This window comes from Burkholderia guangdongensis (genome assembly GCF_013403875.1).
Taxonomy (GTDB): Bacteria; Pseudomonadota; Gammaproteobacteria; order Burkholderiales; family Burkholderiaceae; genus Burkholderia; species Burkholderia guangdongensis.
The window spans coordinates 59486-81491 of sequence record NZ_JACBNX010000015.1 but is presented as its reverse complement, the minus strand read 5'-3'; the positions used below and the strand labels follow the sequence as shown (position 1 = coordinate 81491).

Genomic DNA, 22006 nt, shown 5'->3' with positions numbered 1-22006 from the left:
CGTCGCGCGGCCGGCGCGGCATGCATCGCCAAAAAACAAAGGGCGCGGCCGCGGTTTCCCGCAGCCGCGCCCCGTGAGCGTCACCCGATGGTCAGTCGAGCGGCGCGGAACGGAGGTCGCTCACCTGTTGCGGCGAGACCGGCGAACCGTTGTTGCCCCACGACATCCGGATGTACGTGACGACCGCAGCGACTTCCTGGTTCGACAGCGCTTGCGCGAACGGCGGCATCCCGTACGGACGCGGATTCTTCATCGTGCTCGGCGGATAGCCGCCGTTCAGCACCATGCGGATCGGGTTCACCGCCGATTCCATCATGATCGAACGGTTCTGCGCGAGCGGCGGATACGCAGGCGGCTTGCCCTGACCGGTTGCCGCGTGGCAGGTCGCGCAGTTGTCCTTGAAGATCTTCTGGCCCTGGTCGAACAGCGCGTTGCCGAACTGCTTCGACGTCTCGTACTGCAGATGCGACGGCGCTTCGGCCTTCTGCGGAATCGACTTCAGGTACGTCGACATCGCGCGCGTATCTTCGTCGTTCATGTACTGCAGGCTGTTGTGGACCACGTCCGCCATCGGGCCGAACACCGCACCCTTGTTTGACACGCCGGTCTGCAACAGGTTCGACAGTTCCTCGACATGCCAGTCGCCGAGGCCGAGTTCCTTGTCGTTCGTCAGCGACGGCGCATACCAGTTCTGCAGCGGAATCAGGCCGCCGGCGAACGCCGACGAGCTGACCGGGCCGCCCATCAGGTTGATCGACGTATGGCACATCGTGCAGTGGCCGAGGCCTTCGACCAGATACGCGCCGCGGTTCCATTCGACCGACTTCGTCGGATCCGGCTTGTACTCGCCTTCCTTGAAGAACAGCGTGCGCCAGCCGATCAGCAGATTGCGGTTGTTGAACGGGAACTTCAGCTCGTGCGGCCGGCTCGGGATGCTGACCGGATCGACCGAGCGAAGGTACGCGTAGATCGCGTCCGAATCCGCGCGCGTGACCTTCGTGTAGCTCGCGAACGGGAAGCCCGGATACAGCAGGCTGCCGTCCTTCGAGCGGCCGGTGTGCACCGCGCGATAGAAATCGTCGGACGACCAGCGGCCGATCCCGAACTGATCGTCCGGCGTGATATTCGGCGTGTACATCGTGCCGAACGGCGTCGCCATCGGTAGGCCGCCCGCGAACGGCTTGCCGCCGCGCACGGTGTGGCACGCGATACAGTCGCCGACGCGCGCGAGGTATTCGCCCTTCTTGATCAGCGCGGCCTGATCGGACGGCGTGGCCGCGACGGCGGCGTTGCCGTGCAGCGTGTCGTTGCCCGGCCACAGAACCGGCACGAGGGCGGCTGCCGCGACGATCGCGGCGGCCGAGAGTGCAAACAGGGACTTGCTTTTCATTTAGTCGGTCTCCCTTGCCTTATTGCGGTTCGCTGCCGCAGGCGAGCGGAGTCTTCAACGAGCGGGCCGCAATCGGCACCGGGTTGGCGGGCGCCGGCTGCGCGGCGAGCCACGCCGTCACGGCGGTCACGTCGTCGTCGGACAGCTTCAGCGCGATCAGGTGCATGCAATCCGGTTCCTTCGCGTGACGGTTGCCGGAGCGCCATGCGCCGAGCTGTGCGCTCAGGTAGTCCTGGTGCAGGCCGACGAGGCCCGGGATGGCCGGCTGCATGCCGGTCAGCGCGGCACCGTGGCAGGCGACGCACGCGGGCAGCTTGCGCGACGGATCGCCGCGCGTGACGAGCTGCTTGCCGAGCGCGAGCGTGTCGGCCGGCACCGTCGGCTTCGCCGGCGCCGGGTACGGCGGACGTTCGCCCGAGAAGTGCACGGCGATCTCGTGCAGGTAGTCGTCGCTCAGGTACGTGAGCAGATAGTTCATCGGCGGGTACTTGCGGCGACCGTCACGGAAGTTCGTGAGCTGGTTGTACAGGTACTCGGCCGGCTTGCCCGCGAGACGCGGGAAGTAATCGTTGTCCGTGCCCTGGCCGTGCACGCCGTGACAGGCCGTGCAACCGCGCACGCGTTCCGCGATGTTGTCGGGCGCCTTCAGCGGCTGCGCCTGGGCAGGCTCTGCGGGCTTGGTCTGCGCTTGGGCAGCACTCATAAGGCCCGCTGCGCCGAACAACAGAACGGCGAGGAGCGGACGGAAGAGGCGTCTTGAAGACACAAGAGACTCCAGTGTTTATTCGTAGGGAACCTGTCCGGGCTACGATCGGCTCGGCTGACGGCGCTCGGCGGGACGGCAGCCGGGCTGCTGCGACGCGGCATTCTATCATCGATGGGTGATGACGGCTATTTGACATTCGAACGGTAGTTCCTGTCTGCTGCCGGCTTGCGACAATTTGCCGCGCAGTTTTTGCCGCGCGCTTGCGTTCAGTCGCGCGCGTTCGCCGAGCGATCGATACGCGTCCGGTGAACCGGCGTGCGTTTTGTCCATCGAAGACCGTACACTCGCGGGTCGCGCGGCGTTCGGTTCGTCGACCAGCGCGTCGCAACCCGCATGCTCCGTTTCCATCCCTCAGATTTCATCGATGACGCTTTTCTTCGTGCCGTTGCCTGACTTCCGCGATTCGCGCCCGCCCCGATCCGCCGCCGTGCCGATGCACGGCGCCCGCCGACACGGAGGGCGCGCGCGATGAAGATCGACAGCCTGTGGATCGGCCAGGTCGCGCTCGCCGCGCTGATGAACGCCGCTTTCGCGACCGCGGTCGGCTCGGCGCTGCTGAAGGCGTGGCTCGGCAACGACGGTGCGCGGCCGGTCGTCGCGCCGTCGCATCCCGCGTGGGTGCGCGCGCAGCATTCGCTCGTCGCCGCGGCCGCCGCGCTCGTGCTTGCGGATCTCGGCTGGCTGCTCTATCAGGCGGCGTCGATGAGCGGCGCCGGGCTCGACGGCGCGTTCGGCGCGCTGCCGGCCGTGCTCGGGCAGACGCACGTCGGCGCCGCGTGGTGCGTCGCGTTCGCCGGCGCGGTGCTGCTGTTCGCGGTCGCGCTGATGCGGCCGGACGGCACGGTGCCGTATGCGGTGCTGTGGCTCGCGGTCGTCGCGATCGCGGCCGGCAAGGCGTCGATCGGGCACGTGGCCGACGCGGGCACGTTCTCGGCCGCGGCCGGCGTGCATACGCTGCATCTGCTCGCGACCGCCGTCTGGGGCGGCCTCGTGCTCGCGGGCGGGCTCGCGGTGCTGCCGGCGCTCGGCTCGTCGGTCGCGCGCGGCGCGCTGATCCGGATCGCGCAGCGCGTGTCGCGCTTCTCGATCGTCGCGGTCGCGTTCGTCGCCGCGACCGGCGCGCTGAATGCGGTGCGCGGCCTCGGCGGCTCGCTCGCGCCGCTCGCCGCCAGCGTATGGGGGCACGTGCTGCTGCTGAAGCTCGTGCTCGTCGCGTTCGCGATCGTGCTCGGCGCGCTCAACCGCCTGTCCGCGCTGCCGCGCCTGCGCCGCACCGCGTCGACCGAGGACGCGCACACGTTCCGCAACATGCTCCATCTCGAAGCGCTGACGATGATCGGCGTGTTCGTCGCGGCCGCGGTGCTCGCGGTCTGCGTGCCGGGGTTCGCCGGCTGAGATCGGGAACGGCTCGCTAACGCGCGTCACGACGCGTCGGTGCGCTGCGCGGCATCGGTGCGCGCGTTGTCCGGCGTGGCCGCATCGGGCCGCGCCTCGAGCAGCGGCGCGAGCGCCGGCGCCATCGTTTTCAGCAACTGCACCGCCATCGCGCTCGTGAAGTCGTAGCGCGCCGCGTACGGCTCGTGGACCGTCGCGGTCAGCACGCCGAAGAAGCGGTCGCCGAGCGCGAACACGAACGTGCCGCTGCGATTCACCTTGCGCGACTCGATGAGGCGCGCGCCGCGCGCGTACACGTTGAAGCGCTGGTCCCCGGTGCCGGTCTTGCCGACCACGTCGAGCGTCTTGCCGTCGGGCAGCGTCATCCCGCCCGCGAGCCGCTTCGCGGTGCCGTTCTGCACGACGTCGCCGAGCAGCCGGTGCACGACGCCGACGATCTCTGGCGACAACATCGGCCTGGCTTGCGCGTCCGCCGGCGCGCGCACGAAGTGCGTCTCGTACGGCGTGCCCTTCGCGAAGTCGAGCCGCGAGATCGTCTCGGTCGGCACCTTCGCGCCGCCGTCGACGATGATGCCGATCAGCTTCGCGAGCGCATCCGGCTGGTCGCCCGACGCGCCGATCGCGGCCGCGTACGACGGCGTCAGATCGGCGAACGGATAGCCGAGCGCCTGCCACGACCGGCCGATCGCCGCATACGCGCGCAGCTCGACCATCCGGCGGATGCGGCGGTCCTGCGTGCCGTGATAGCGCGTCTTGTACAGCCACGAATACGTATAGAACCGCGCGTCGCGGCTCGCGCGCTCGACGTCGTCGAGCGATGCGCCCGGGTGCTTGCGCAGATAGTTGAGCGTCCACAGCGCGAGCGGATGCACGCTCGCGATGTAGCCGCGATCGTTCAGGTTGAAGCGCTCGATCGCGTACTTCGCGTAGAGCTTCGCGAGATCGTCGTCGGACAGCGTCGCGGCCGGCGTGCCCTTGAGTTGCGCGCGCATCTGCGCGTCGAACCACGCGCGCGGCGCGTCGGGCGCGACGCTACGCAGCACGGTCGCGATCTTCGGCGGCGACTTGCGCACGTTTCCGAGCATCAGCGCGAGCGCGTCGTCGGCGGGCTTGCCCGCGTAGCGCGCGTAGAAGCGCTTCACGTACACGCGGCTCTCACCGTCGACGAACTGCTGCAGATACTTCGCGCGTTCCGCCGGATCGCCGAGCCATGCCGACGTCGGTCCGGACGTCTGGATCATCTGATAGTGAACGATGTCGCGCATCAGCCGCACGAACACGAGGTTCACCGAATGCTCGAACGCCGCGTGCACGGTCATGATGCGGCCGTTGTCGGACTTGTCGAAGTTCGTGAACGCCTGCGCGCCGCCGCCGGTGTAGAACAGCTCGCCGGGGCTCGCCGAATACTTGCGCTCGACGGCCGCGTCGAGCATCGACGGCAGCGAGCGGTCGCGCGTATGCGCGAGATAGTCGAGCGCCCAGCGCGTGAGGCCGTCGAGCGGATCGGGCTGCACGCGCGCGAGCTCGGCCGGCGTCATCGCCGCGTAGCGCGTGTGCAGGTCGGACACGATCTGCAGATACGTGACGAGCGTGCGCAGCTTCGCGGTCGAACCGAGGTTCAGGCGCGCGCCGCGGTTGATGTCGAACGGCTCGTTCACGCTGTCGGTCTGCACGCGCAGCAGGTTCGCGCCGTTGCGCCGCTCGTACAGCGTGAAGCTGTACGTGAGGTGCGACGGGTCGTCGCCGGGGCGCAGCATCTCGAAGCCGAACAGGCCCGCGGCCTGCGCGCCGTCGCGCGTCGCGGCCTGCGCGAGCCGCTCGGCGACCGCCTGCTGAACCGCGTTGTCGAGCGTGCTCGTCGCCTGCATGTCGAGCTGGTCGAGCTGATACAGATCGTGCAGGCCGAGCGCGGACAGCAGCGACGCGCGCGCGGCCGACATCGCCTTGCGCGACACGAACGACTGCACGACGCGCGGCGCCGGCGGCGCGGCGCGCGTGATCCGCGCGTCGAGCGCGGCGTCGCGCAGCGCCGGCGAGATCGCGCCGCCGCTCCCGAGCAGGCGCAGGTAGCTGTCGGTCAGCCGCTGCAGCGCCGGGTAGCCGCTGTTCAGGAAGTACGACGGTGCGCGCTGCGCGATCATCAGCGACAGCACCTCGCGGAACGCGACGCCCTGCGCATCGACGTTCGCGGGCGTCGTCGGCGCGGCGAGGATGCGGTTCACGTCGTTGAAATCGCGGCCGTACCACGCGGCGAGGCCGTCGCCGATCCCGGTGATCTCGCCGATGCGCGGCCGCGCGGCGAGCGGCACCGAGTTCAGGTAGCGGACGACGATGTCGCGGCGCGCGTCCATCGTCTGCGGGCCGTTCAGATACGCGCGAACCGACGCGGACGCGATCTGCCGCAGCTTCTCGCGCGGCGTCGCGGTGCGGCCGCCGGGCGAGTGGCGGAACTTCTCGATCTGCGTCGCGAGCGTGCTGCCGCCGGGGCGCGCCTGATGGCGGTTCACGACGTGCAGGCCCTGGTCGACGATGGCGCGGCCAAAGCGCCCCCAGTCGATCGCCGGGTTGCGGTTCGGCTGGTGCGCGTCGAGCAGGTAGCGGTCCTCGATGAACAGCAGCGCATCGACGACGACGCGCGGCACCGCGTCGAAATCGCGATACACGCGTTGCGGGAACGCGGCGCTGAACAGCGGCGCGCCGGACGAGTCGAACAGCAGCAGCCCGGCCTGATCCTTTTCGTCGTACGGCAGAAAGAGGCCGTCGTCGGCGAGCGAGCGCATGCGCTCGGAGTCGCGCGCCTGCGCGTCGACGACGAAGCCGCGCGCGAGCAGGCGCTGCTGGAACGCCGGCAGCAGCGCGTAGCCGAGGCGCACGTCGTACGGGCCGTCGACGGGATAGCGGATGTCGTCGCTCGCGCCGCCCTCGACCGTGTAGCCGACGTCGCGCGTCAGCTCGGACAAATAGTGCGCCTGCATCCGGGACGTTTCGATCTCGATCTGGCAGAGTCGCGCGACGATCGCGGCGGTGACGAGCACCGTCGCGAGCAGCGACCATTTGACCCACTTCCAGACCGAGGCAGCACCGGTCGCGCGTAGCGGAACTCGACGAATCAGCGGCCGATTCATGGCGGCATCTCCCTGCGGGAACGGGCTCCCGACCGCTCCCATTAAGGGTTAGTTTAGTCTTCTCCAGCAGCCTGCCAAGGAGCGTTCGCGTCCGGATGCAGGAACACAACGCCGGCGCGCCCGGCAGCTGCCCAGTTCAATTTCCTTTCAAAATTGAAAGAATTCCGGTCGATCGAGGTAGAATCGACGGCTTTGCGCGAGCCGGCCGGGTGGCGCCGCGCCGATTCGGTAGAAATTGCCGGGTTGGCGCCGCGCCGGTCGGCGCGCGGACGATGTGGGTTCCGGCCCCGACGCCCGCGCGCAGGCGAGCACCGTCATCCGCAACGCCCGTTGGACACTGGTTGGACACTGGAATTCGTCATGAAGAAGCAACGCAATCTCACTTTCTACATCGTGATCGCGATGATCGCCGGCATCGCGGCCGGCTATGCGTGCCATGCGGCATTTCCCGATCCGGCGGTCACGAAGGAGATCGCCGCGCACATCTCGCTGCTGTCCGATGTGTTCCTGCGGCTCATCAAGATGATCATCGCGCCGCTCGTGTTCGCGACGCTGACGGTCGGCATCGCGCACATGGGCGACGCGGGCGCCGTCGGGCGCGTCGGCGCGAAGGCGCTCGGCTGGTTCGTCGTCGCGTCGTTCGTGTCGCTGCTGTTCGGCCTCGTGATGGCGACGCTGCTGCAGCCCGGCAGCCATCTGAGCCTGCAGCTGCCCGCGCTCGGCGCCGACACGCATCTGAAGACAGGCGCGTTCACGCTGAAGGACTTCGTCGTGCATCTGGTGCCGAAGTCGATCGCCGACGCGATGGCGAACAACGAGATCCTGCAGATCGTCGTGTTCTCGATCTTCTTCGGCACCGCGCTGTCGGCGCTCGGCGAAGCCGGCCGCCGGCTGACCGAGGTGATCGACGCGCTCGCAAAGGTGATGCTGAAGATCACCGGCGCGGTGATGTGGTTCGCGCCGGTCGCGGTGTTCGCGGCGCTCGCGTCGACGGTCGCGACGCAGGGGCTCGGCATCCTGCTTACGTTCGCGAAGTTCATGGGCGGCTTCTATCTCGCGCTCGCGCTGCTGTGGGGGCTGCTGACGCTCGCGGGCGTCGCGTTCCTCGGGCGCCGCGCATTCACGCTGATCCGGCTGATCCGCGAGCCGTTCCTGCTGTCGTTCGCGACCGCGAGCTCGGAGGCCGCGTATCCGAAGCTGCTCGACGCGCTCGACCGCTTCGGCGTGAACCGCAGGATCTCGAGCTTCGTGCTGCCGATGGGCTATTCGTTCAACCTCGACGGCTCGATGATGTACTGCACGTTCGCGGTGCTGTTCATCGCGCAGGCGTACGGGATCGATCTGCCGCTCGGCACGCAGATCACGATGCTGCTGTTGCTGATGCTGACGTCCAAGGGGATGGCGGGCGTGCCGCGCGCGTCGCTCGTGGTGATCGCCGCGACGCTGAACCAGTTCCATCTGCCGGAAGCGGGGCTGCTGCTGATCATCGGCGTCGACACGTTCCTCGACATGGGACGCTCGGCGACGAACGCCGTCGGCAACTCGATCGCGGCGGCGGTGGTCGCGAAGTGGGAAGGGCAGCTCGGCGAGCCGCGCGAAGAGGGCGACGGCAGCGAGGGCGGCGGCAGCGAGGGCGATGGCGGCGCCGCGTCGCTCGAGCCGCAGCGGATCGACGCGCGCGCGTAGCGCCGGGCGCGCGGGCGGGACGGCTCGGCCGCGTGTCCGGACGGGCCGCCGCCCGCTTGCGTTTCGCGCGCCGGGCGGTGACACTGTCGCGGACGTCCGGAATTCACCGGACCGGTGGACGAAATGAACCTTTTCTTGCGTGTCGCCGGTGCGTGAAGATTCCCGTCACACTCACTGACAGCCATCGACTGTCGCCACCGGTTCGGCCCGAACCCGCGCGGCGCACGACAACGGAGACACATCGTGATACGAGACGATCATCTCGACCCTCGGAGTTATCCGGGCGCCGCGCACGGTTGCGCGCCGCGCGCGACGCCGATCGACGCCCGGAGCGGCCGATGACCACGCCGCTCTTTCCCGATCCGCTGCAGATGTGGCGCGACGCGATCACGAAATTCGAGAACGACCTCAACACGTACGCGACGGGCAGCCTGAAATCGCAGGAGGTCGTGCGTTCGCTGCATCAGGTGTCGAACGTCTCGCTCGGCATGCAGCAGATGTTCGAGAAGGCGATGGAGGCCTACCTGTACAGGGCGAACCTGCCGAGCCGCAAGGAGGTCGCCGAGCTCGCCGACGCGCTGCGGCGCATCGAGGACAAGCTCGACCGGCTGCTGCCGCCGGACGCGCAGGGCCTGCCGAAGCCGCGGCCGGCGCGCACGCGCAAGCCGTCGAGCGCCGCGTCCGCGCCGGCGCAGGCCGACGTGGCGCCCGCGTCCGCATCCGACTCCTCCGCACCGGCGTCCGGGTCCGCGCCCGACGCGAAGCCGGCGCGCCGCCGCGCGCATGCCGACAAGGGATAAACGATGGCCCAAGCCCCCGACAAGCCCTCGGGCAAATCTCCGGACAAGCGCGCCGATCCGGCGCTGACCGAGCGTCTGCGCCAGGAGGTCGAGCGCGCGGTGCAGCGCGGCCTGAAGGCGGTCGAGCTGTTCGGCGCGCCGCCGCCCGTGGTCGGCCGTACGCAGAAGACCGTGCTGCATCGGCGCGGCACGCTCGAGCTCGTCCATTACCACGCGATGACCGACGAGGTCTACCGCGTGCCGGTGCTGTTCGTGATGGCGCCGACGAACAAGGCGTACGTGCTCGATCTCGCGCCCGGTCAGAGCCTGATCGAGTTCCTGCTGAAACGCGGCTACGACATATACCTGATCGACTGGAACACGCCGGGCGACGACGAGCGCGACCTGAAGATCGAGAACTACGTGCTCGACTTCATCCCCGACTGCATCCGCCGCGTGCAGCAGGACTCGGGCGAAGAGGACGTGACGCTGATCGGCTACTGCGCGGGCGGGTTGCTGTCGTCGATCTATCAGGCGCTGCATCCGGACGGCCCGGTGAAGAATTTCGTCTGTTTCACGACGCCGATCGACTTCTCGAAGATGGAGCTGTTCCGGTCGCTGTCGGACGAACGGCATTTCGACGTCGACCGCTTCGTCGATAGCGTCGGCGTCGTGCCGGCCAACTTCGTCGTCGCCGGCTTCGACGCGCTGCGCCCCGCGAGCCGCATGGCCGGGCAGATCCGGCTCTGGGACAACCTGTGGAACGACCAGTTCGTGAAGGGTTACCGGATGATGGAGCGCTGGGGCAACGAGACGCTGCCGGTGCCCGGCGGCTACTTCCGGCAGATGACGAAGGACCTGATGCAAAAGAATGCGCTCTACGAAGGCACGCTGAAGATCGGCGGCCGGCTCGTCGAGCTCGACAAGATCACTGTGCCGCTGCTTCACGTGATCGCGCAGTACGACCACATCGTGCCGCCCGCCTGCGCGCATCCGCTCATCGAGCGCGCCGGGTCGAGCGACAAGGAGGAAGTCGTGCTGCCGGGCGGCCACGTGAGCCTCGCCGCCGGCCCGAATGCGGTCAAGCGCATGTGGCCGAAACTGGATTCCTGGCTCGAAGGACGTTCGACATGACTGATACATCACGCAGTTATCCGCGTCGCATCGCATGCGGCGATTCTCAGATCGACATCGCGCGCATGACGAGCGCCGACCGCGATGCGTTCGTCGCGTTCATCGCGTCGCTGCCCGACGAGGATCTCGTGTTCGTGCCGCGCGACCTGCGCCATCCGAAGGTCGTCGATGCGTGGATGCGCGCGCTCGACCGCGGCGACGTGGTGAGCCTCGTCGCGCGCGACGGCGGCACGATGGTCGGCTGCACCGCGATCGCGACCGATCCGCTCGGCTGGTCGCGGCACGTCGGCGAACTGCGCGTGCTCGTGGCGCCGGCGGGGCGCGGCAAGGGGCTCGGCCGCGCGCTGATCCAGGAGTGCTTCGCGCAGGCGCTCGAGCGCGGCCTCAAGAAGCTCGTCGCGCAGATGACGACGCAGCAGCCGGCGGCGATCGCGGTGTTCGAGGAGCTGAGCTTCCGCGCGGAGGCGCTGCTGCACAATCACGTGATCGATCGCGACGGCGGGATGCATGATCTCGTGTTGCTCAGTCACGACGTCGACGAAGTGGCCGCGCGTCACGCGATGTACGGGCTCGGCGACGTGACCGCGTAGCGCGCTCGGCCGGCGCGCGGCGGCGCCGATGTGAAAAGAGAAAGGGACGGCTCGCGCCGTCCCTTCGTCGTTTTGTCGCTTCCTAGTCGCTTAGTCGCTTATGCGCGCCCGTCGCCGGGCGCGCTGGTCATGCGGCCGCGGCCTTCGAATCGCGATGCGGATCCGGATACACGAGGCTACGCAGGCCGCTGCGCTCGAACGGACGCCATTCGCCTTCGGGCTGCGCGAGCCGGTCGGCGACCGCGAACAGCACGGCCGGGTTGACGCCGAGCCCGCAGTGGCTGCCTTCGACCTCGATGTTCTCCGACTGCGGGCCTTCGCGCTCGAGGCAGCCCTGCCACGCGACGATGCCGTCGCTGCGGCTGTAGATCGCGGTCGCCGGCACCGGCGGCGGCGTCTGCGCGTGCTCGCGATCGGCCCAGCGGTCGGCGCGCTGCCCGCTGACCAACTCATAGAGCTGCCACGCGTTGCTCGCGTGCGGCGCGCCCGCGAACGGGCTGCCGAGCGTGATCACGCTGCGCACGTGCTCCGGCGCGCGCCGCGCGAGTTCGCGCGCGAACATCCCGCCGAGGCTCCAGCCGATGATGCTGACCTTGCGGCCGTAGCGCTCGTGCAGCTCGGCGAGCCGCGCCTGCATCGCGTCCTCGACGCCGGGGCGCGGGCCGAAGTTGCGGCCGAGCTTCCAGCCGTGCGCGCGATAGCCGCGCCGCGCGAGGAATTGGCGCAGCGGCCGCGTCGACAGATCGTTCGCGGACAGGCCCGGCAGCACGAGCACCGGATGGCCGTCGCCGGCTGGCGCGAGGCGCAGCCACGGCGACATCGAATAGAACGCGGATAGCTCGACGAACGCGCGTGCTTCCAGCAGCCACAGCGGCAGGGACGGTGCGGCGGACGGGTCGGTGCCGGCGAGGTCGCGCGGCATCGGGAACAAGCGGGGAAACGTGGCAAGCATGTGTTATTCACCTCGTCTGAGCTAGAGGAGTGCAGCGAATGACGCTCGCATGCGCGGGACGTCGTCGGACGTCGTCGGGTGCGTGGCGAGCGGGGCGGCAAGTGGGGCGACGGCGTCAGCCGGGTGCGGCTGGCGGATTGCCGTGCAGTCGTCAGGTCTCCTTCCTGGTTGCGTCGATGAGGCGCGGCCGGTTGGACGCCGGCGGCACGCGTTTCAGCGGGCGCCTTCGTCGAGTGTGGCGCGTTTCGTCTGAATCGCAGCACATTCTTTGGCACGCGGGCCATCGGCGAAAGGTGAGTTTGGGGCGGTTTTGCGGTGACTTCGGGACATTCCGGAGTTTCGACACTTGCGCGGGCGCGGTTCTCATGCCACGCTGATCCGCTCGGTGTAATGTACGACGTAAGGGAGAAGCAGAATCGTGTACCGCTCGTTACCGGATTTCGAGCAGCGCATCTATACACCGCAAAGAATCGCCGCGATCGTCGACACGCTGGCCGACGACGGCGTTGCGCCGGCCGATGTGCTCGCGGGCAGTGGTCTCGACGCGGCGGCGCTGCGGTCGACGGATGCACGGATTTCATACCGCCAGGTGGCGGCCGTGTTCGGCAATGCGGTGCGTCTCGCGCCCGATCCGACGGCCGCGCTGCGCGCGGGCACGCGGATGCATCTGACCGCGTACGGGATGTATGGATACGGACTCCTGAGCAGTCCGACGCGTGAGCAGATGAACGCATTCCTGGTCAAGTACAACAGTGTGATGGGCCCGGTCGCGAGCCCGATCTCGTTCAACCGCGACGGGCATGTCGGAGTCTACCGCTACGAGGTGCTGCTGTCGCACGATCCGCGCGACGCGCTGTTCCGCTTCGCACTCGAGTTCGCCTTTTCCGCGCATCTGACGATGAGCCGTGATCTGTGGGGCGACGCATTCGCGTTCGAGTCGTTGCATATGTCATATCCGGCACCCGCGCACGCGGACGTCTACGCGGATTTCTTCGAATGCCCGATCGAATTCGGCCGCCCGAACAACGAGATCGTGGTCGGCGCGCAGTGGGCCGAAGGCAGCGGCTCGATGCCCGATCCGATCACGCACGCGGTGGTCGGCGAGATGTGCCAGAGCGTGCTGTCGGAGCTCGAGGAGACGGCCGGCATGGCGACGACCGTGCGGCGCGCGCTGATCGAGCAGATGCCGTGGCGGTATCCGGACATCGAATCGATGGCGAGCAAGCTGTCGATGCATCCGCGCACGCTCAGGCGCAAGCTCGAGGCCGAGGGCACGACCTATCGCGACATTCTCGCGGACGTGCGCCGCAGGCTCGCTGTCGAGTATCTGCGCAAGACGCGGATGACGACCGAGGAGATCGCGAGCCGGCTCGGCTACAGCGATGCGGCGAATTTCCGGCACGCGTTCGCGCGGTGGACCGGGAAGAGCCCGAGCGAGTATCGGGTGGGGTGACGCGCGCGTCGCCCATTTCGGCTAGTCTTCCCGCATCGCGAATGACGATCATCGAGAACGAAGGAGGACGAGGCATGACGCAGGAATTGTGGCGCCTGAGCGCAACCGACATGGCGGCCCGCGTCGCGCGGCGCGACGTGTCGTCGACGGAGCTGGTTCGAAGCTGCCTGCTGCGGCTGGACGAAGTCAATCCGCGGATCAACGCGATCGTCGACGTGCTGGCCGACAGCGCGCTCGAGGCCGCGGCGGCGGCCGACGCGGCGATCGCGCGGCGCGAGCCGGTCGGGCCGCTGCACGGCGTGCCGGTGACGGTCAAGGTGAACGTCGACATGGCCGGCCTCGCGACGACGAACGGCGTCGTCGCGTTCAAGGATCTCGTCGCGCGCGAAGACAGCCCGGTGGTCGCGAACCTGCGCAAGGCCGGCGCGATCGTCATCGGGCGCAGCAACGCGCCGGCGTTCTCGTATCGCTGGTTCACCGACAACGATCTGTACGGGCGCACGCTGAATCCGTGGGATGCCGGACTGACGCCCGGCGGCTCCAGCGGCGGCGCGGCGGCCGCCGTCGCGACCGGCATCGGCGCGATCGCGCACGGCAACGATCTCGGCGGATCGATTCGTTATCCGGCCTACGCGTGCGGCGTGGCCGGGCTGCGCCCGACGGCGGGCCGCGTGCCCGCGTACAACCCGACGCAGACGCGAGACCGGACGCTCGCCGTTCAGCTCGCGTCGGTGCAGGGGCCGCTCGCGCGGACGGTCGGCGATCTGCGGATCGCGCTGGCGGCGATGGCGGCGCCCGATGCGCGTGACGCGTGGTGGATGCCCGTCGCGCCCGACGCGCCCTTCGGCGACGATACGCGGTTTCCCGCGCGTGTGGCGATCTGCGCGAGCCTGCCCGGCACGCCGGCCGACGATGCGGTGTCGGATGCGGTGCGCCAGGCGGCGCGATGGCTGGAGGATGCCGGGTGCGTCGTCGAGGAGGCAGTGCCGCCGCGTGTCGGCGACGCGAGCGCGCTGTGGCTGAAGCTCGTCACGAACGAGGCGCGAAGCGGGCTGGCGGACGTCATCATGACGCACGGCGACGATGCGATACGCACGGCGTTCGGCAGCCAGCGGCGTCTCGCGCCGGTGCTCGATCTGGTCGGCTACATGGACGCGCTCGCGGAACGGACCGCGTTGCTGCGCGCGTGGCAGGCGTTCTTTCAGCGCTATCCGCTGCTGCTGATGCCGGTGTCGTGCCGGCGTCCGTTCGCGATCGACGAGGATCAGCGCGGCGACGACGCGGTGCGGCGCATCGTCGATGCGCAGAGCCCGCTGCTCGCGACCGCGCTGCTCGGATTGCCGGGGCTGTCGGTGCCGACGGGGCTGTGCGACGGCGTGCCGATGGGCGTGCAGATCGTCGCGGGGCGGTTTCAGGAGGCGCTGTGCCTGAAGGCGGGGGAGGCGATCGAGGCGCGCGCGGGCGTGCATACGCCGGTCGATCCGGTGTCGCGCGACGCGGGACGCGCGGCGTGATCGATTGCCGCGCGGCACGCGCCGGTGAAATGTGATCGTCGTCACATCCGCCGGGGGCTCGCCAGCCTAAACTGGCCGCGCTCATGGATCGACGTTGGCCATCGCGCAGCGATGGCGATTCAGGTGGGCAGAATTCATTGAACCCGGCACGCGGTGTGCCGGCGAGATATTCACCATGACTGAATCCGTGATGACCACGCTCGCCGTCGTGGTGCCTGTCTACAATGAGGACCGACTGCTCGCCGCGTTCCACGAGCGGCTATGCGCGGCGCTCGCGATGCTCGGCGACGTGCGGGCGGAAATCATCTACGTCAACGATGGCAGCACCGACGGCACGCTCCCGGTGCTGCGCGCGCTGCAGGCCGGCGATCGCGACGTCAGCATCGTGAATCTCAGCCGGAATTACGGGAAGGAAATCGCGCTGTCCGCGGGGCTGGATTACGCGAACGCGGATGCGACCATCGTCATCGATGCCGACTTGCAGGATCCGCCCGAGCTGATTCCCGAATTCATCCGCATCTGGCGACAGGGCTTCGACGTCGTCTACGGGCGGCGCATGTCGCGGGCCGGCGAAACGATGCTGAAGCGGGCATCGGCGTATGCGTTCTATCGCGTCATCCACGCATTGAGCCGCGTGTCGATTCCTCAGGATACCGGAGATTTCCGGTTGCTCAGCCGGCGTGCGGTCGAAGCATTGCGGCAGCTGCCCGAACAGCATCGCTACATGAAAGGGCTGTTCGCGTGGATCGGCTATCCGCAGACCGCGCTGCCGTACGAGCGCGAAGCGCGTGCGGCGGGCACCTCCAAATTCAACTATGCGCGGCTGTGGCATTTCGCGATCGAAGGGATCACGTCGTTTTCGATCGCGCCGCTGCGGCTCGCGTCGTGGGTCGGTGTCTGCGTCGCGCTGGCGGCGTTCGGGGGCGCGATTGCGATCGTTTACCGGACGTTGATCCACGGGAATCCGGTGGCCGGGTATCCGTCGCTGATGGTGACGCTGCTGTTCCTGTCGGGCGTGCAGCTCATCGGGCTCGGCATCGTCGGCGAATATCTGGGGCGGATGTTCAACGAAGCGAAGCGGCGTCCGCTGTATTTCCTTCAGGATTACTGGCCTGCCGGGGATGACGGCCTGCGCACGGCGCAAGCCCGGATTCCGCGGGCAAACGTCGAGTCGGTGCTGGTGTGCGGCGCGCGACCCGACGGCGCCCTGGCCGATACGTGGCGTTCCGCACGTTGACGCGACCGGTCGCTTCCCGTGGGCGGCGGTTGCTCGTGGAATCCGCGAAGTTCGCGGTCGTGGGCGCGATCGCGACGCTGGTTCATTCGGCCTGCTATCTGAGCGCGTTGCACTGGCTCGCGCCGCAATGGGCGAACGTATCCGGGTTTCTCTGCGCGGTGTCCGTCACGTATTGCGGCAATCGATTCTGGACGTTCCGCGGCGGCCGTGCCGGTTCCGAGGCGTTGCTTCGTTTCTTCGTTACATCGGCGACCGGGTTCGCGTGCAATGCGGGCATCGTGGCCGTGGTCGGCCGTCACGGCCTGGACCCGCGCTGGGCGGTGGGCGGCATGACGTTCGTGACGCCCGTCGTGATGTTCGTGCTGTTCAAGCGCTGGGTGTTCGGCGGGGCGACGGCTCGCCCGTCGGCGAACGCGTCCGATTGAATCTGTTGGGTCAAAACATGGTGCACCTTTCCGACGCTGTTCCTCAATCGTGCGAGAAACCGGCCGTGCGCGTGCGCGGCTGGCCGCGTGTGTCGACCGCGGCCGCGCTGTTCGCGCTGGTCGTCGTCTGGTTTTTCGGTCGCGGCATCGTCATCGGTACGCTCGCCAACCATGAGCGTCTGACCGGGCACTTCGACGCTCACGCATTCAGCTGGGCCGCACCGGACGTCACGCTGAAGGTGCCGGCGGCGGGGCGTCGAGCGTCGCTGACCGTCGTCGGGCAAGCCTCGCACGATCAGCAATGGACGATCGGTTGCGATGGCGTGGAGCCGATGCGCGTCGATATCCATGCCGGATTGTTCCAGCAATTGCTGCCGGTTCCGACTGCGTGCGCGAGCCGCGGGATCGCGATTCATTCCGGGTGGACGATGGTGCCGGCCGACCAAGTCGGGTCCAACGATAGGCGCTCGTTGTCCTGGCAACTGTTGTCGGTGCGGTTCGGGGTCGACACGGTGCCGTTGACCGAAGTGATTTCAAACGGCGCCGGATTGTACGGAATCGAGCCGCTCGAGATTAGTTCGGATCCCGAAGGTATATTGACGGAGCGATGGGACGCCAGCTGGTATCGCAACATCGTTCTGCGCGGGTATCGATTCAATGGCGACGGCCGGGTGCAGCAGAACGTGGCGTGGCCGTTTCTGTTTCCGATGCTGGTCAAGGCGGTTGCCGTGACCGGTCGCGTCCCGGTGTCGTCGGCGATGGTCGGGTTGAATGCGGCGCTGCTGCTGGCCGCGCTGTTGCTGCTTTTTGCGCTCGGGCGGGCGATCGGGCTCACGCGCGGTCACGCGCTGATCGCGCCGGTGTGGCTGAGTTTCAATCCGTTTGCGTTCTTTGTCGTCGGCGGATTTTCGGAGCCGCTGTTTCTGATGCTCGAACTGCTGATCGTGTTGCTGCTGTTGCGGCGGAAATACTGGCTGGCGGGGGCAGTGGTGGCCTTGTTGACCGCGACGCGGTTCGTCGGCTTGATCGGCGTGGCGTGGCTCGCGTTCAGTGTTTGGGGTGACGCGGCGGTTTCCATTCGGGGACGATTGCTGCGCGTGGCGTTCGCAGGCGTGGCAGGCGGGCTCGGGATCGTGGCGGACATGGCGATCAAGGGGGCGCAGACCGGTTATCCGCTGGCCGCGTTCATGGTGCGCAAAGGTTGGGAGGTGACGCCGCTGCGTGAGCTCGCCGGCATGCTGCATCCTGGCGGGGTGTTCGACGGCGAATATTTGCCGATTTTGATGCTGCCTTTCGCGCTCGTGGGGTGGGCGGCCTATGTGCTGATTCGCGGGCTCAGGCGGGAGGGCGACGCGCGCGCATGTCTGTTGATCGGGGCAGGGGTGTCGGTGGTGGCGGCGACGCTGGTTCTGAACCCCGAGCTTCATTCGGCGGGAAGGTATTGCCTGCCTTTGGTGCCGGCCGTGGTCGGCCTGCTGGGCATCGCATCGCAACGGTCGCGCGCAATGCCGGTGATGCTGGCGATGACGGCGGCGGGCGGCGCGTTCATGCCGCTGATCGTCGAGCGAATCGCGATGGGGTTGCCGCCGTATTAGAGGGGGGGCGCTTGTCGCCGACCTGTCGTTCAGTTCGGCATCGGCTCGTGGTGAACCTTGCGATGCCACTTGCCGTTCACGAGTTCTTCGTCGATGACTTCCATCTTGTCGCCGGCGCCTTGCCCATCCTCGATGTGACGCGCGACGGCCACGGGCATGTCGTGGTCGACGCGATACGTGGTGTCCTCGTGATAGCAGCAGCCGCTTTTGGCGAACGTGTGGAGGCGCTTGTGCGCGGCATCGACGCCGAAGAAGCCGAGCGTCTCGGCGATCAACTGGGTCATCGCGTCATTGTGGACGAAGCGTTCCGCTTTCGGATCGAACAGATAGACGTCGTAGCTCGGGCCGCCGTAGCTGCCTTCGTTGCCGGTCTGGATGCCGAAGTCCTCATAGCCGTCGAAGTTGAAGTCGCCGACGTTGATCACACCCTGGTAGTCGTAGAGCCGCGCCGAGTTGGTGAGCGGTCCGTTGCCGCCCTTCGGCAGCGTGACGAACACGTTCGGCAGGTTGATCGTCTGCAGCAGCTTCGGCTGGCCCTTGCCGAAGATGAGCAACTGGCCCGGCCCCTCGCAGGTCGAGTCGTCGTCGCTTTTTTCCGTCGAGCACGCTTCGAGCATTCGCAGCGCGAAATCGTGCTGCTTCGCGACCGTCGTCAGGCGGAACGTCGGACCGTCGACCAGCGCGCCCGGGCTCGGAAACGCAGGCAGCGCCTTCAGCGCGGCGATGCGCTCGCGATACGCGTTCTCCAGCGCAGCCGGATCGATCTTGCCGTCGGGCGCGCGCGACTTCAGCCATTCGCGCTGCCCGGCCTTCAACTGGTCGGCGGCGTCGCCCTGTCCTTTCAGTGCGGTTCGGTAGGCGTCGGCCAGTTCGCTGTCGAGCGCGGACAGTTGCGCGTCGTCGCAGATTGCGTGCTCGATCGGACTGCGGGCGGCGTGACAGTCGAAACTGGCCGCGTATGCGAAGGTGGGCAGCGACAACGTGACCGCGAGCGTCAGGCACGCTCGAACGGCGGCGGGGAAGTGGAATGGCGTCACGATGAGTGCCCTTTGAACTCGTATGTTTTCGCGGCGGTTGGTGAATGCGGTGTACGGCGGTGGCGATTCAGTGCGGACAGCCGCACGGACGACGTTCATCGCAATTCGTCTAATGTAGCGATGGTGTGCGGAGTATGGGGCTTCCGATGGCGGTTGCCAACGGTGGACGAGAGGGCGGCGGCGCAAAGAAAAAGGGCTTGGCGCGTACGCCAAGAGGTGGCCTCGCTCGTTCGGACAGTTTTCTGAGATTTTTTAGTGGATTGGAGCCGTGGCGATGCTTTGCAGGTTGCGTGTTCGGGTGCCATCATTGTGGTTGAAATGAAATCACTGACTCCATTTTTTTGAGGTGATAGCAATGGCATCTGTCACTGTTCGTAATCTACCGGAGGAAACGTACCGAGCTCTGCGTGTGCGTGCTGCTACGCATGGTCGTAGTACTGAGGCTGAAATTCGGGCAATTCTTGAAAGCGTGGTTCGTCCGCAGCAACGTATCCGCATGGGCACTGCGTTGGCAGAGCTTGGTCGGCGTGTTGGGCTTACGGATGAGGAGTTCGCTATCTTTGAGCGGGGGCGTGACAGGATGCCGGCTGAGCCGATGGGGTTTGAATGATCGTCCTGAATACCAATGTCGTTTCGGAGGCGCTGAAGTCAGTTCCTCACTCGGCGGTGCAAGCATGGCTCGATGAGCAAGTCGCCGAAACCTTGTATCTGTCCAGCGTAACGCTTGCCGAATTATTGTTCGGCATCGGATCGTTGCCGGTCGGGAAACGTAGAAATGCGTTGAGTGAAACGCTTGACGGTTTGCTGGAGCTTTTCGGCGAACGTATTTTGGCGTTCGATACAAGAGCGGCGCGACACTATGCTGATTTAGCCGTGAAGGCAAGGCAGGCTGGCAAGGGGTTTCCGACGCCTGACGGATATATTGCGTCGATTGCGGTGGCTCACGGCTTCGTTGTTGCTACGCGCGATATCAGCCCTTTCGAAGCGGCCGGCGTGGCTACTATCGATCCTTGGGCGTGGAAGGCGTGAGCACGTGTTGACGTCACGGCGGTGAGATGAAGCGAGGCTGTTTTGATCGTTTCAGAACGCGTTGACGCTTTGTTGACGCTCTGAAATGGACAAGGGCCTAGCGCGAACGCTAGGCCCTTGATAATACTGGTGGCGAATCAGGGACTCAAAAGATTCGACACCCGGAATCTGAGTAGGCGATTGATTTGTAACGGTATTTTGAGCGCTTGTTACGGGCGACGGTGGCGAATGTGCTGCACCTATGTGATTGTCGACACGGCATCATACCCCGGCACGAAGATGTTCCGTCAAGTATGGGCGAGCGGCATAGCGCGCATCCGGCCCTATTGAACCGCCGTCTATCAGCCGGTATGCTGGCTTAGCGCGCGCGACAACGGCGGACGGGTGCGCAGTCAACCATTGCCACCAGAAGAACAAGACGGGGAAGGGGATGAAGCGAATCGCTATCGCGGCGACGTTCGGTTTTGCCGCTCTGCTATCCGGCTGCGCGCTGTCGTCGACGCCAGTATCGTTCGCGGAGTCGAAAGCCGTTCCGGCGTCAATGGTCGTCGCGTTTCAGAAACCTACAGCGACGGATGCGATACCGATCCTCCTAAAGCGTGACGCCGGAACCGCAACAGTCTGTAGGTTTCAGGTGAGCATCGATGGCACGAAATCGCTCTTTATTGGGCCAGCCGAGAAGACGACTCTGTTTCTGTCACCGGGCCAGCACGTTATCACTGTCGAGCCGGTGTCCACCGATACCCTGATGCCGGGAGTGATGTCCTGTCACCGGTCGCCGCGCGAGTTTCCAATGGCAGTCGATCAGCATGGCCTGAACCGCTTCCGCTTTTCGACGGACGACAACAACGAAATGTCGTTTGCGCCAACCGCGACTGATTGATCGAAAGCGCGAGTGCTATAAGGATTCGGTGAAAAATCACGACAATTGATTAAACGGACCCCACCACGCGGGGCCGTTTTTTCTAGGACTTTCGTTTTTCACGCAAGCCGGGACCAGTCCTTATTGACCTTTCTGGTATCTTGGCGGACTCATTTGAGTTTCGCGCTTCTTTGCGCTCGCGTGCCGGGAACCCTTGTCGGCATTGGTATGCGTGGGTATGCGGGCGCGTGGTGTCACGCTTCGACGTGAGGCAGAAAATGAACCCGGCTGACTCGATGTTACGTGCGGCGTGGCGATGATTAACTGTCGCCGTGAACTCCCCTGTCGGCCCAGAACCAGTCGTTCGACGAGCGGGAAACCCGTCGTTGGCGTGGCTGCGTTCGACCAGGATATGGACGGACGATCTAAACGCGCAGTTCGGCACTCCGGACACAGTGCCAGAGCAGCCCGGCAGCAGCGATGCGAGGCTGCTGCGCACCGCTACGGCCTATGTGACCAAGTTTGCCTACCGTTTCCTGCGCCTAATAGTCATGGCCGTATTTCAACCGGTAATCGGATCGCAATTTGTCACATGCTCCCCGAACAAACCGTCGAACGTTGATGGACGAGAGTTCGTCGTTGACTTGCTTGTCGCATTCATCGATTGCGATGCCGGCCGCCTGTCTCTCCTTTTCCTCAGGGCTGATGTTCGCCCCTATGATCAGCATTGCCCCGAAGACCACGACCGGAATGCCGACTATCCACAGGAGAATTTTGGTGCCGCGACCCATGCCGCCAGTCGTGGTGACGTGTGCCGATACTTGATTCGGTGCGCCACAGCTTGGGCACGTCGATGCCAGACTGCTGATTTCTTTCGAACATTCCCCGCATTGAATCAATGACATTTGGTCCCCTTTGTTTTTTGTCTTTGTGTATCAACCGCAGCCGGTGGAACTGAGCCACCAGAACCCGGCACGGCTTGCCGATTCGCGCTGTTCAAGTTATATCAGCGGATACGCGTGCGCAGGCGGCGCCAA

At 66.5% G+C, this 22006-nt stretch carries 20 protein-coding genes; 13 read left to right on the top strand and 7 right to left on the bottom strand.

Annotation, left to right across the window (positions count from 1 at the left end; translation table 11 throughout):
- Nucleotides 1–91: 91 nt before the first annotated feature.
- The 3 genes from HZI36_RS15490 to HZI36_RS15480 all read right to left on the bottom strand — a co-directional run bounded on the left by HZI36_RS15490 (nt 92) and on the right by HZI36_RS15480 (nt 2504).
- A complete protein-coding gene (locus HZI36_RS15490) occupies nt 92–1390 on the bottom strand; it encodes a c-type cytochrome (RefSeq protein WP_179403525.1) in 1299 nt (432 codons plus the stop codon).
- A 19-nt stretch (nt 1391–1409) separates the two neighbouring features.
- Nucleotides 1410–2168: a c-type cytochrome gene (locus HZI36_RS15485; RefSeq protein ID WP_179403588.1), complete on the bottom strand. Its 759-nt coding sequence runs from the start codon at nt 2166–2168 to the stop codon at nt 1410–1412.
- Nucleotides 2169–2261: 93 nt separating this feature from the next.
- Nucleotides 2262–2504 carry a hypothetical protein gene (locus tag HZI36_RS15480; protein WP_179403524.1) on the bottom strand — a complete coding sequence of 81 codons (243 nt, stop codon included), beginning with the start codon at nt 2502–2504 and terminating at the stop codon, nt 2262–2264.
- 120 nt (nt 2505–2624) lie between these two features.
- Here HZI36_RS15480 and HZI36_RS15475 point away from each other — a divergent pair, with 120 nt between their 5' ends.
- Nucleotides 2625–3551 (top strand): CopD family protein, encoded by a 927-nt coding sequence (locus HZI36_RS15475; protein WP_179403523.1) that lies wholly within the window; start codon nt 2625–2627, stop codon nt 3549–3551.
- Between the two features lie 26 nt (nt 3552–3577).
- Here HZI36_RS15475 and HZI36_RS15470 read toward each other — a convergent pair whose 3' ends face one another.
- Nucleotides 3578–6676, bottom strand: a complete 3099-nt coding sequence (locus HZI36_RS15470) for a transglycosylase domain-containing protein (RefSeq protein ID WP_179403522.1) — start codon at nt 6674–6676, stop codon at nt 3578–3580.
- A 360-nt stretch (nt 6677–7036) separates the two neighbouring features.
- Here HZI36_RS15470 and HZI36_RS15465 point away from each other — a divergent pair, with 360 nt between their 5' ends.
- From HZI36_RS15465 to HZI36_RS15450, 4 genes are all read left to right on the top strand, one after another.
- Nucleotides 7037–8362 carry a dicarboxylate/amino acid:cation symporter gene (locus tag HZI36_RS15465; RefSeq protein WP_179403521.1) on the top strand — a complete coding sequence of 442 codons (1326 nt, stop codon included), beginning with the start codon at nt 7037–7039 and terminating at the stop codon, nt 8360–8362.
- 338 nt (nt 8363–8700) lie between these two features.
- Nucleotides 8701–9162: a hypothetical protein gene (locus HZI36_RS15460; RefSeq protein ID WP_179403520.1), complete on the top strand. Its 462-nt coding sequence runs from the start codon at nt 8701–8703 to the stop codon at nt 9160–9162.
- A gap of 3 nt (nt 9163–9165) precedes the next feature.
- Entirely contained in the window at nt 9166–10275 is a 1110-nt protein-coding gene (locus HZI36_RS15455; protein WP_179403519.1) for a PHA/PHB synthase family protein, read from the top strand.
- Nucleotides 10272–10865, top strand: coding sequence for a GNAT family N-acetyltransferase (locus tag HZI36_RS15450; RefSeq protein ID WP_179403518.1), 594 nt, complete (start codon nt 10272–10274; stop codon nt 10863–10865). The genes HZI36_RS15455 and HZI36_RS15450 overlap by 4 nt, the downstream gene beginning before the upstream one ends.
- A 127-nt stretch (nt 10866–10992) precedes the next feature.
- On the opposite strand, the gene HZI36_RS15445 is transcribed toward HZI36_RS15450, so the two are convergent.
- Complete coding sequence (locus HZI36_RS15445; RefSeq protein ID WP_246327096.1) at nt 10993–11817, bottom strand: alpha/beta fold hydrolase; 825 nt, start codon at nt 11815–11817, stop codon at nt 10993–10995.
- A gap of 418 nt (nt 11818–12235) precedes the next feature.
- On the opposite strand from HZI36_RS15445, the gene HZI36_RS15440 reads away from it, so the two are divergent.
- From HZI36_RS15440 to HZI36_RS15420, 5 genes are all read left to right on the top strand, one after another.
- Complete coding sequence (locus HZI36_RS15440) at nt 12236–13270, top strand: AraC family transcriptional regulator (RefSeq protein ID WP_218883959.1); 1035 nt, start codon at nt 12236–12238, stop codon at nt 13268–13270.
- Between the two features lie 74 nt (nt 13271–13344).
- On the top strand, nt 13345–14784 hold the full coding sequence (locus HZI36_RS15435) for an amidase family protein (protein WP_179403517.1): 1440 nt from the start codon (nt 13345–13347) through the stop codon (nt 14782–14784).
- 175 nt (nt 14785–14959) lie between these two features.
- Nucleotides 14960–16021, top strand: a complete 1062-nt coding sequence (locus tag HZI36_RS15430) for a glycosyltransferase family 2 protein (RefSeq protein ID WP_179403516.1) — start codon at nt 14960–14962, stop codon at nt 16019–16021.
- Nucleotides 16022–16056: 35 nt separating this feature from the next.
- Nucleotides 16057–16446 (top strand): GtrA family protein, encoded by a 390-nt coding sequence (locus tag HZI36_RS15425; RefSeq protein WP_179403515.1) that lies wholly within the window; start codon nt 16057–16059, stop codon nt 16444–16446.
- 17 nt (nt 16447–16463) lie between these two features.
- Nucleotides 16464–18041 carry a mannosyltransferase family protein gene (locus HZI36_RS15420; RefSeq protein WP_179403514.1) on the top strand — a complete coding sequence of 526 codons (1578 nt, stop codon included), beginning with the start codon at nt 16464–16466 and terminating at the stop codon, nt 18039–18041.
- Between the two features lie 29 nt (nt 18042–18070).
- Here HZI36_RS15420 and HZI36_RS15415 read toward each other — a convergent pair whose 3' ends face one another.
- The gene (locus tag HZI36_RS15415; protein ID WP_179403513.1) at nt 18071–19078 is read right to left on the bottom strand and encodes an XAC2610-related protein; all 1008 of its coding nucleotides are present in this window, start codon (nt 19076–19078) and stop codon (nt 18071–18073) included.
- Nucleotides 19079–19433: 355 nt separating this feature from the next.
- On the opposite strand from HZI36_RS15415, the gene HZI36_RS27030 reads away from it, so the two are divergent.
- From HZI36_RS27030 to HZI36_RS15405, 3 genes are all read left to right on the top strand, one after another.
- Entirely contained in the window at nt 19434–19688 is a 255-nt protein-coding gene (locus tag HZI36_RS27030; RefSeq protein ID WP_246327095.1) for a FitA-like ribbon-helix-helix domain-containing protein, read from the top strand.
- A complete protein-coding gene (locus HZI36_RS15410) occupies nt 19685–20107 on the top strand; it encodes a type II toxin-antitoxin system VapC family toxin (RefSeq protein ID WP_179403512.1) in 423 nt (140 codons plus the stop codon). The genes HZI36_RS27030 and HZI36_RS15410 overlap by 4 nt, the downstream gene beginning before the upstream one ends.
- A 430-nt stretch (nt 20108–20537) precedes the next feature.
- Nucleotides 20538–20990, top strand: a complete 453-nt coding sequence (locus tag HZI36_RS15405) for a hypothetical protein (protein ID WP_179403511.1) — start codon at nt 20538–20540, stop codon at nt 20988–20990.
- A 521-nt stretch (nt 20991–21511) separates the two neighbouring features.
- Here the strand turns inward: HZI36_RS15405 and HZI36_RS27025 are convergent.
- On the bottom strand, nt 21512–21874 hold the full coding sequence (locus tag HZI36_RS27025; RefSeq protein WP_246327094.1) for a hypothetical protein: 363 nt from the start codon (nt 21872–21874) through the stop codon (nt 21512–21514).
- Nucleotides 21875–22006: the final 132 nt, after the last annotated feature.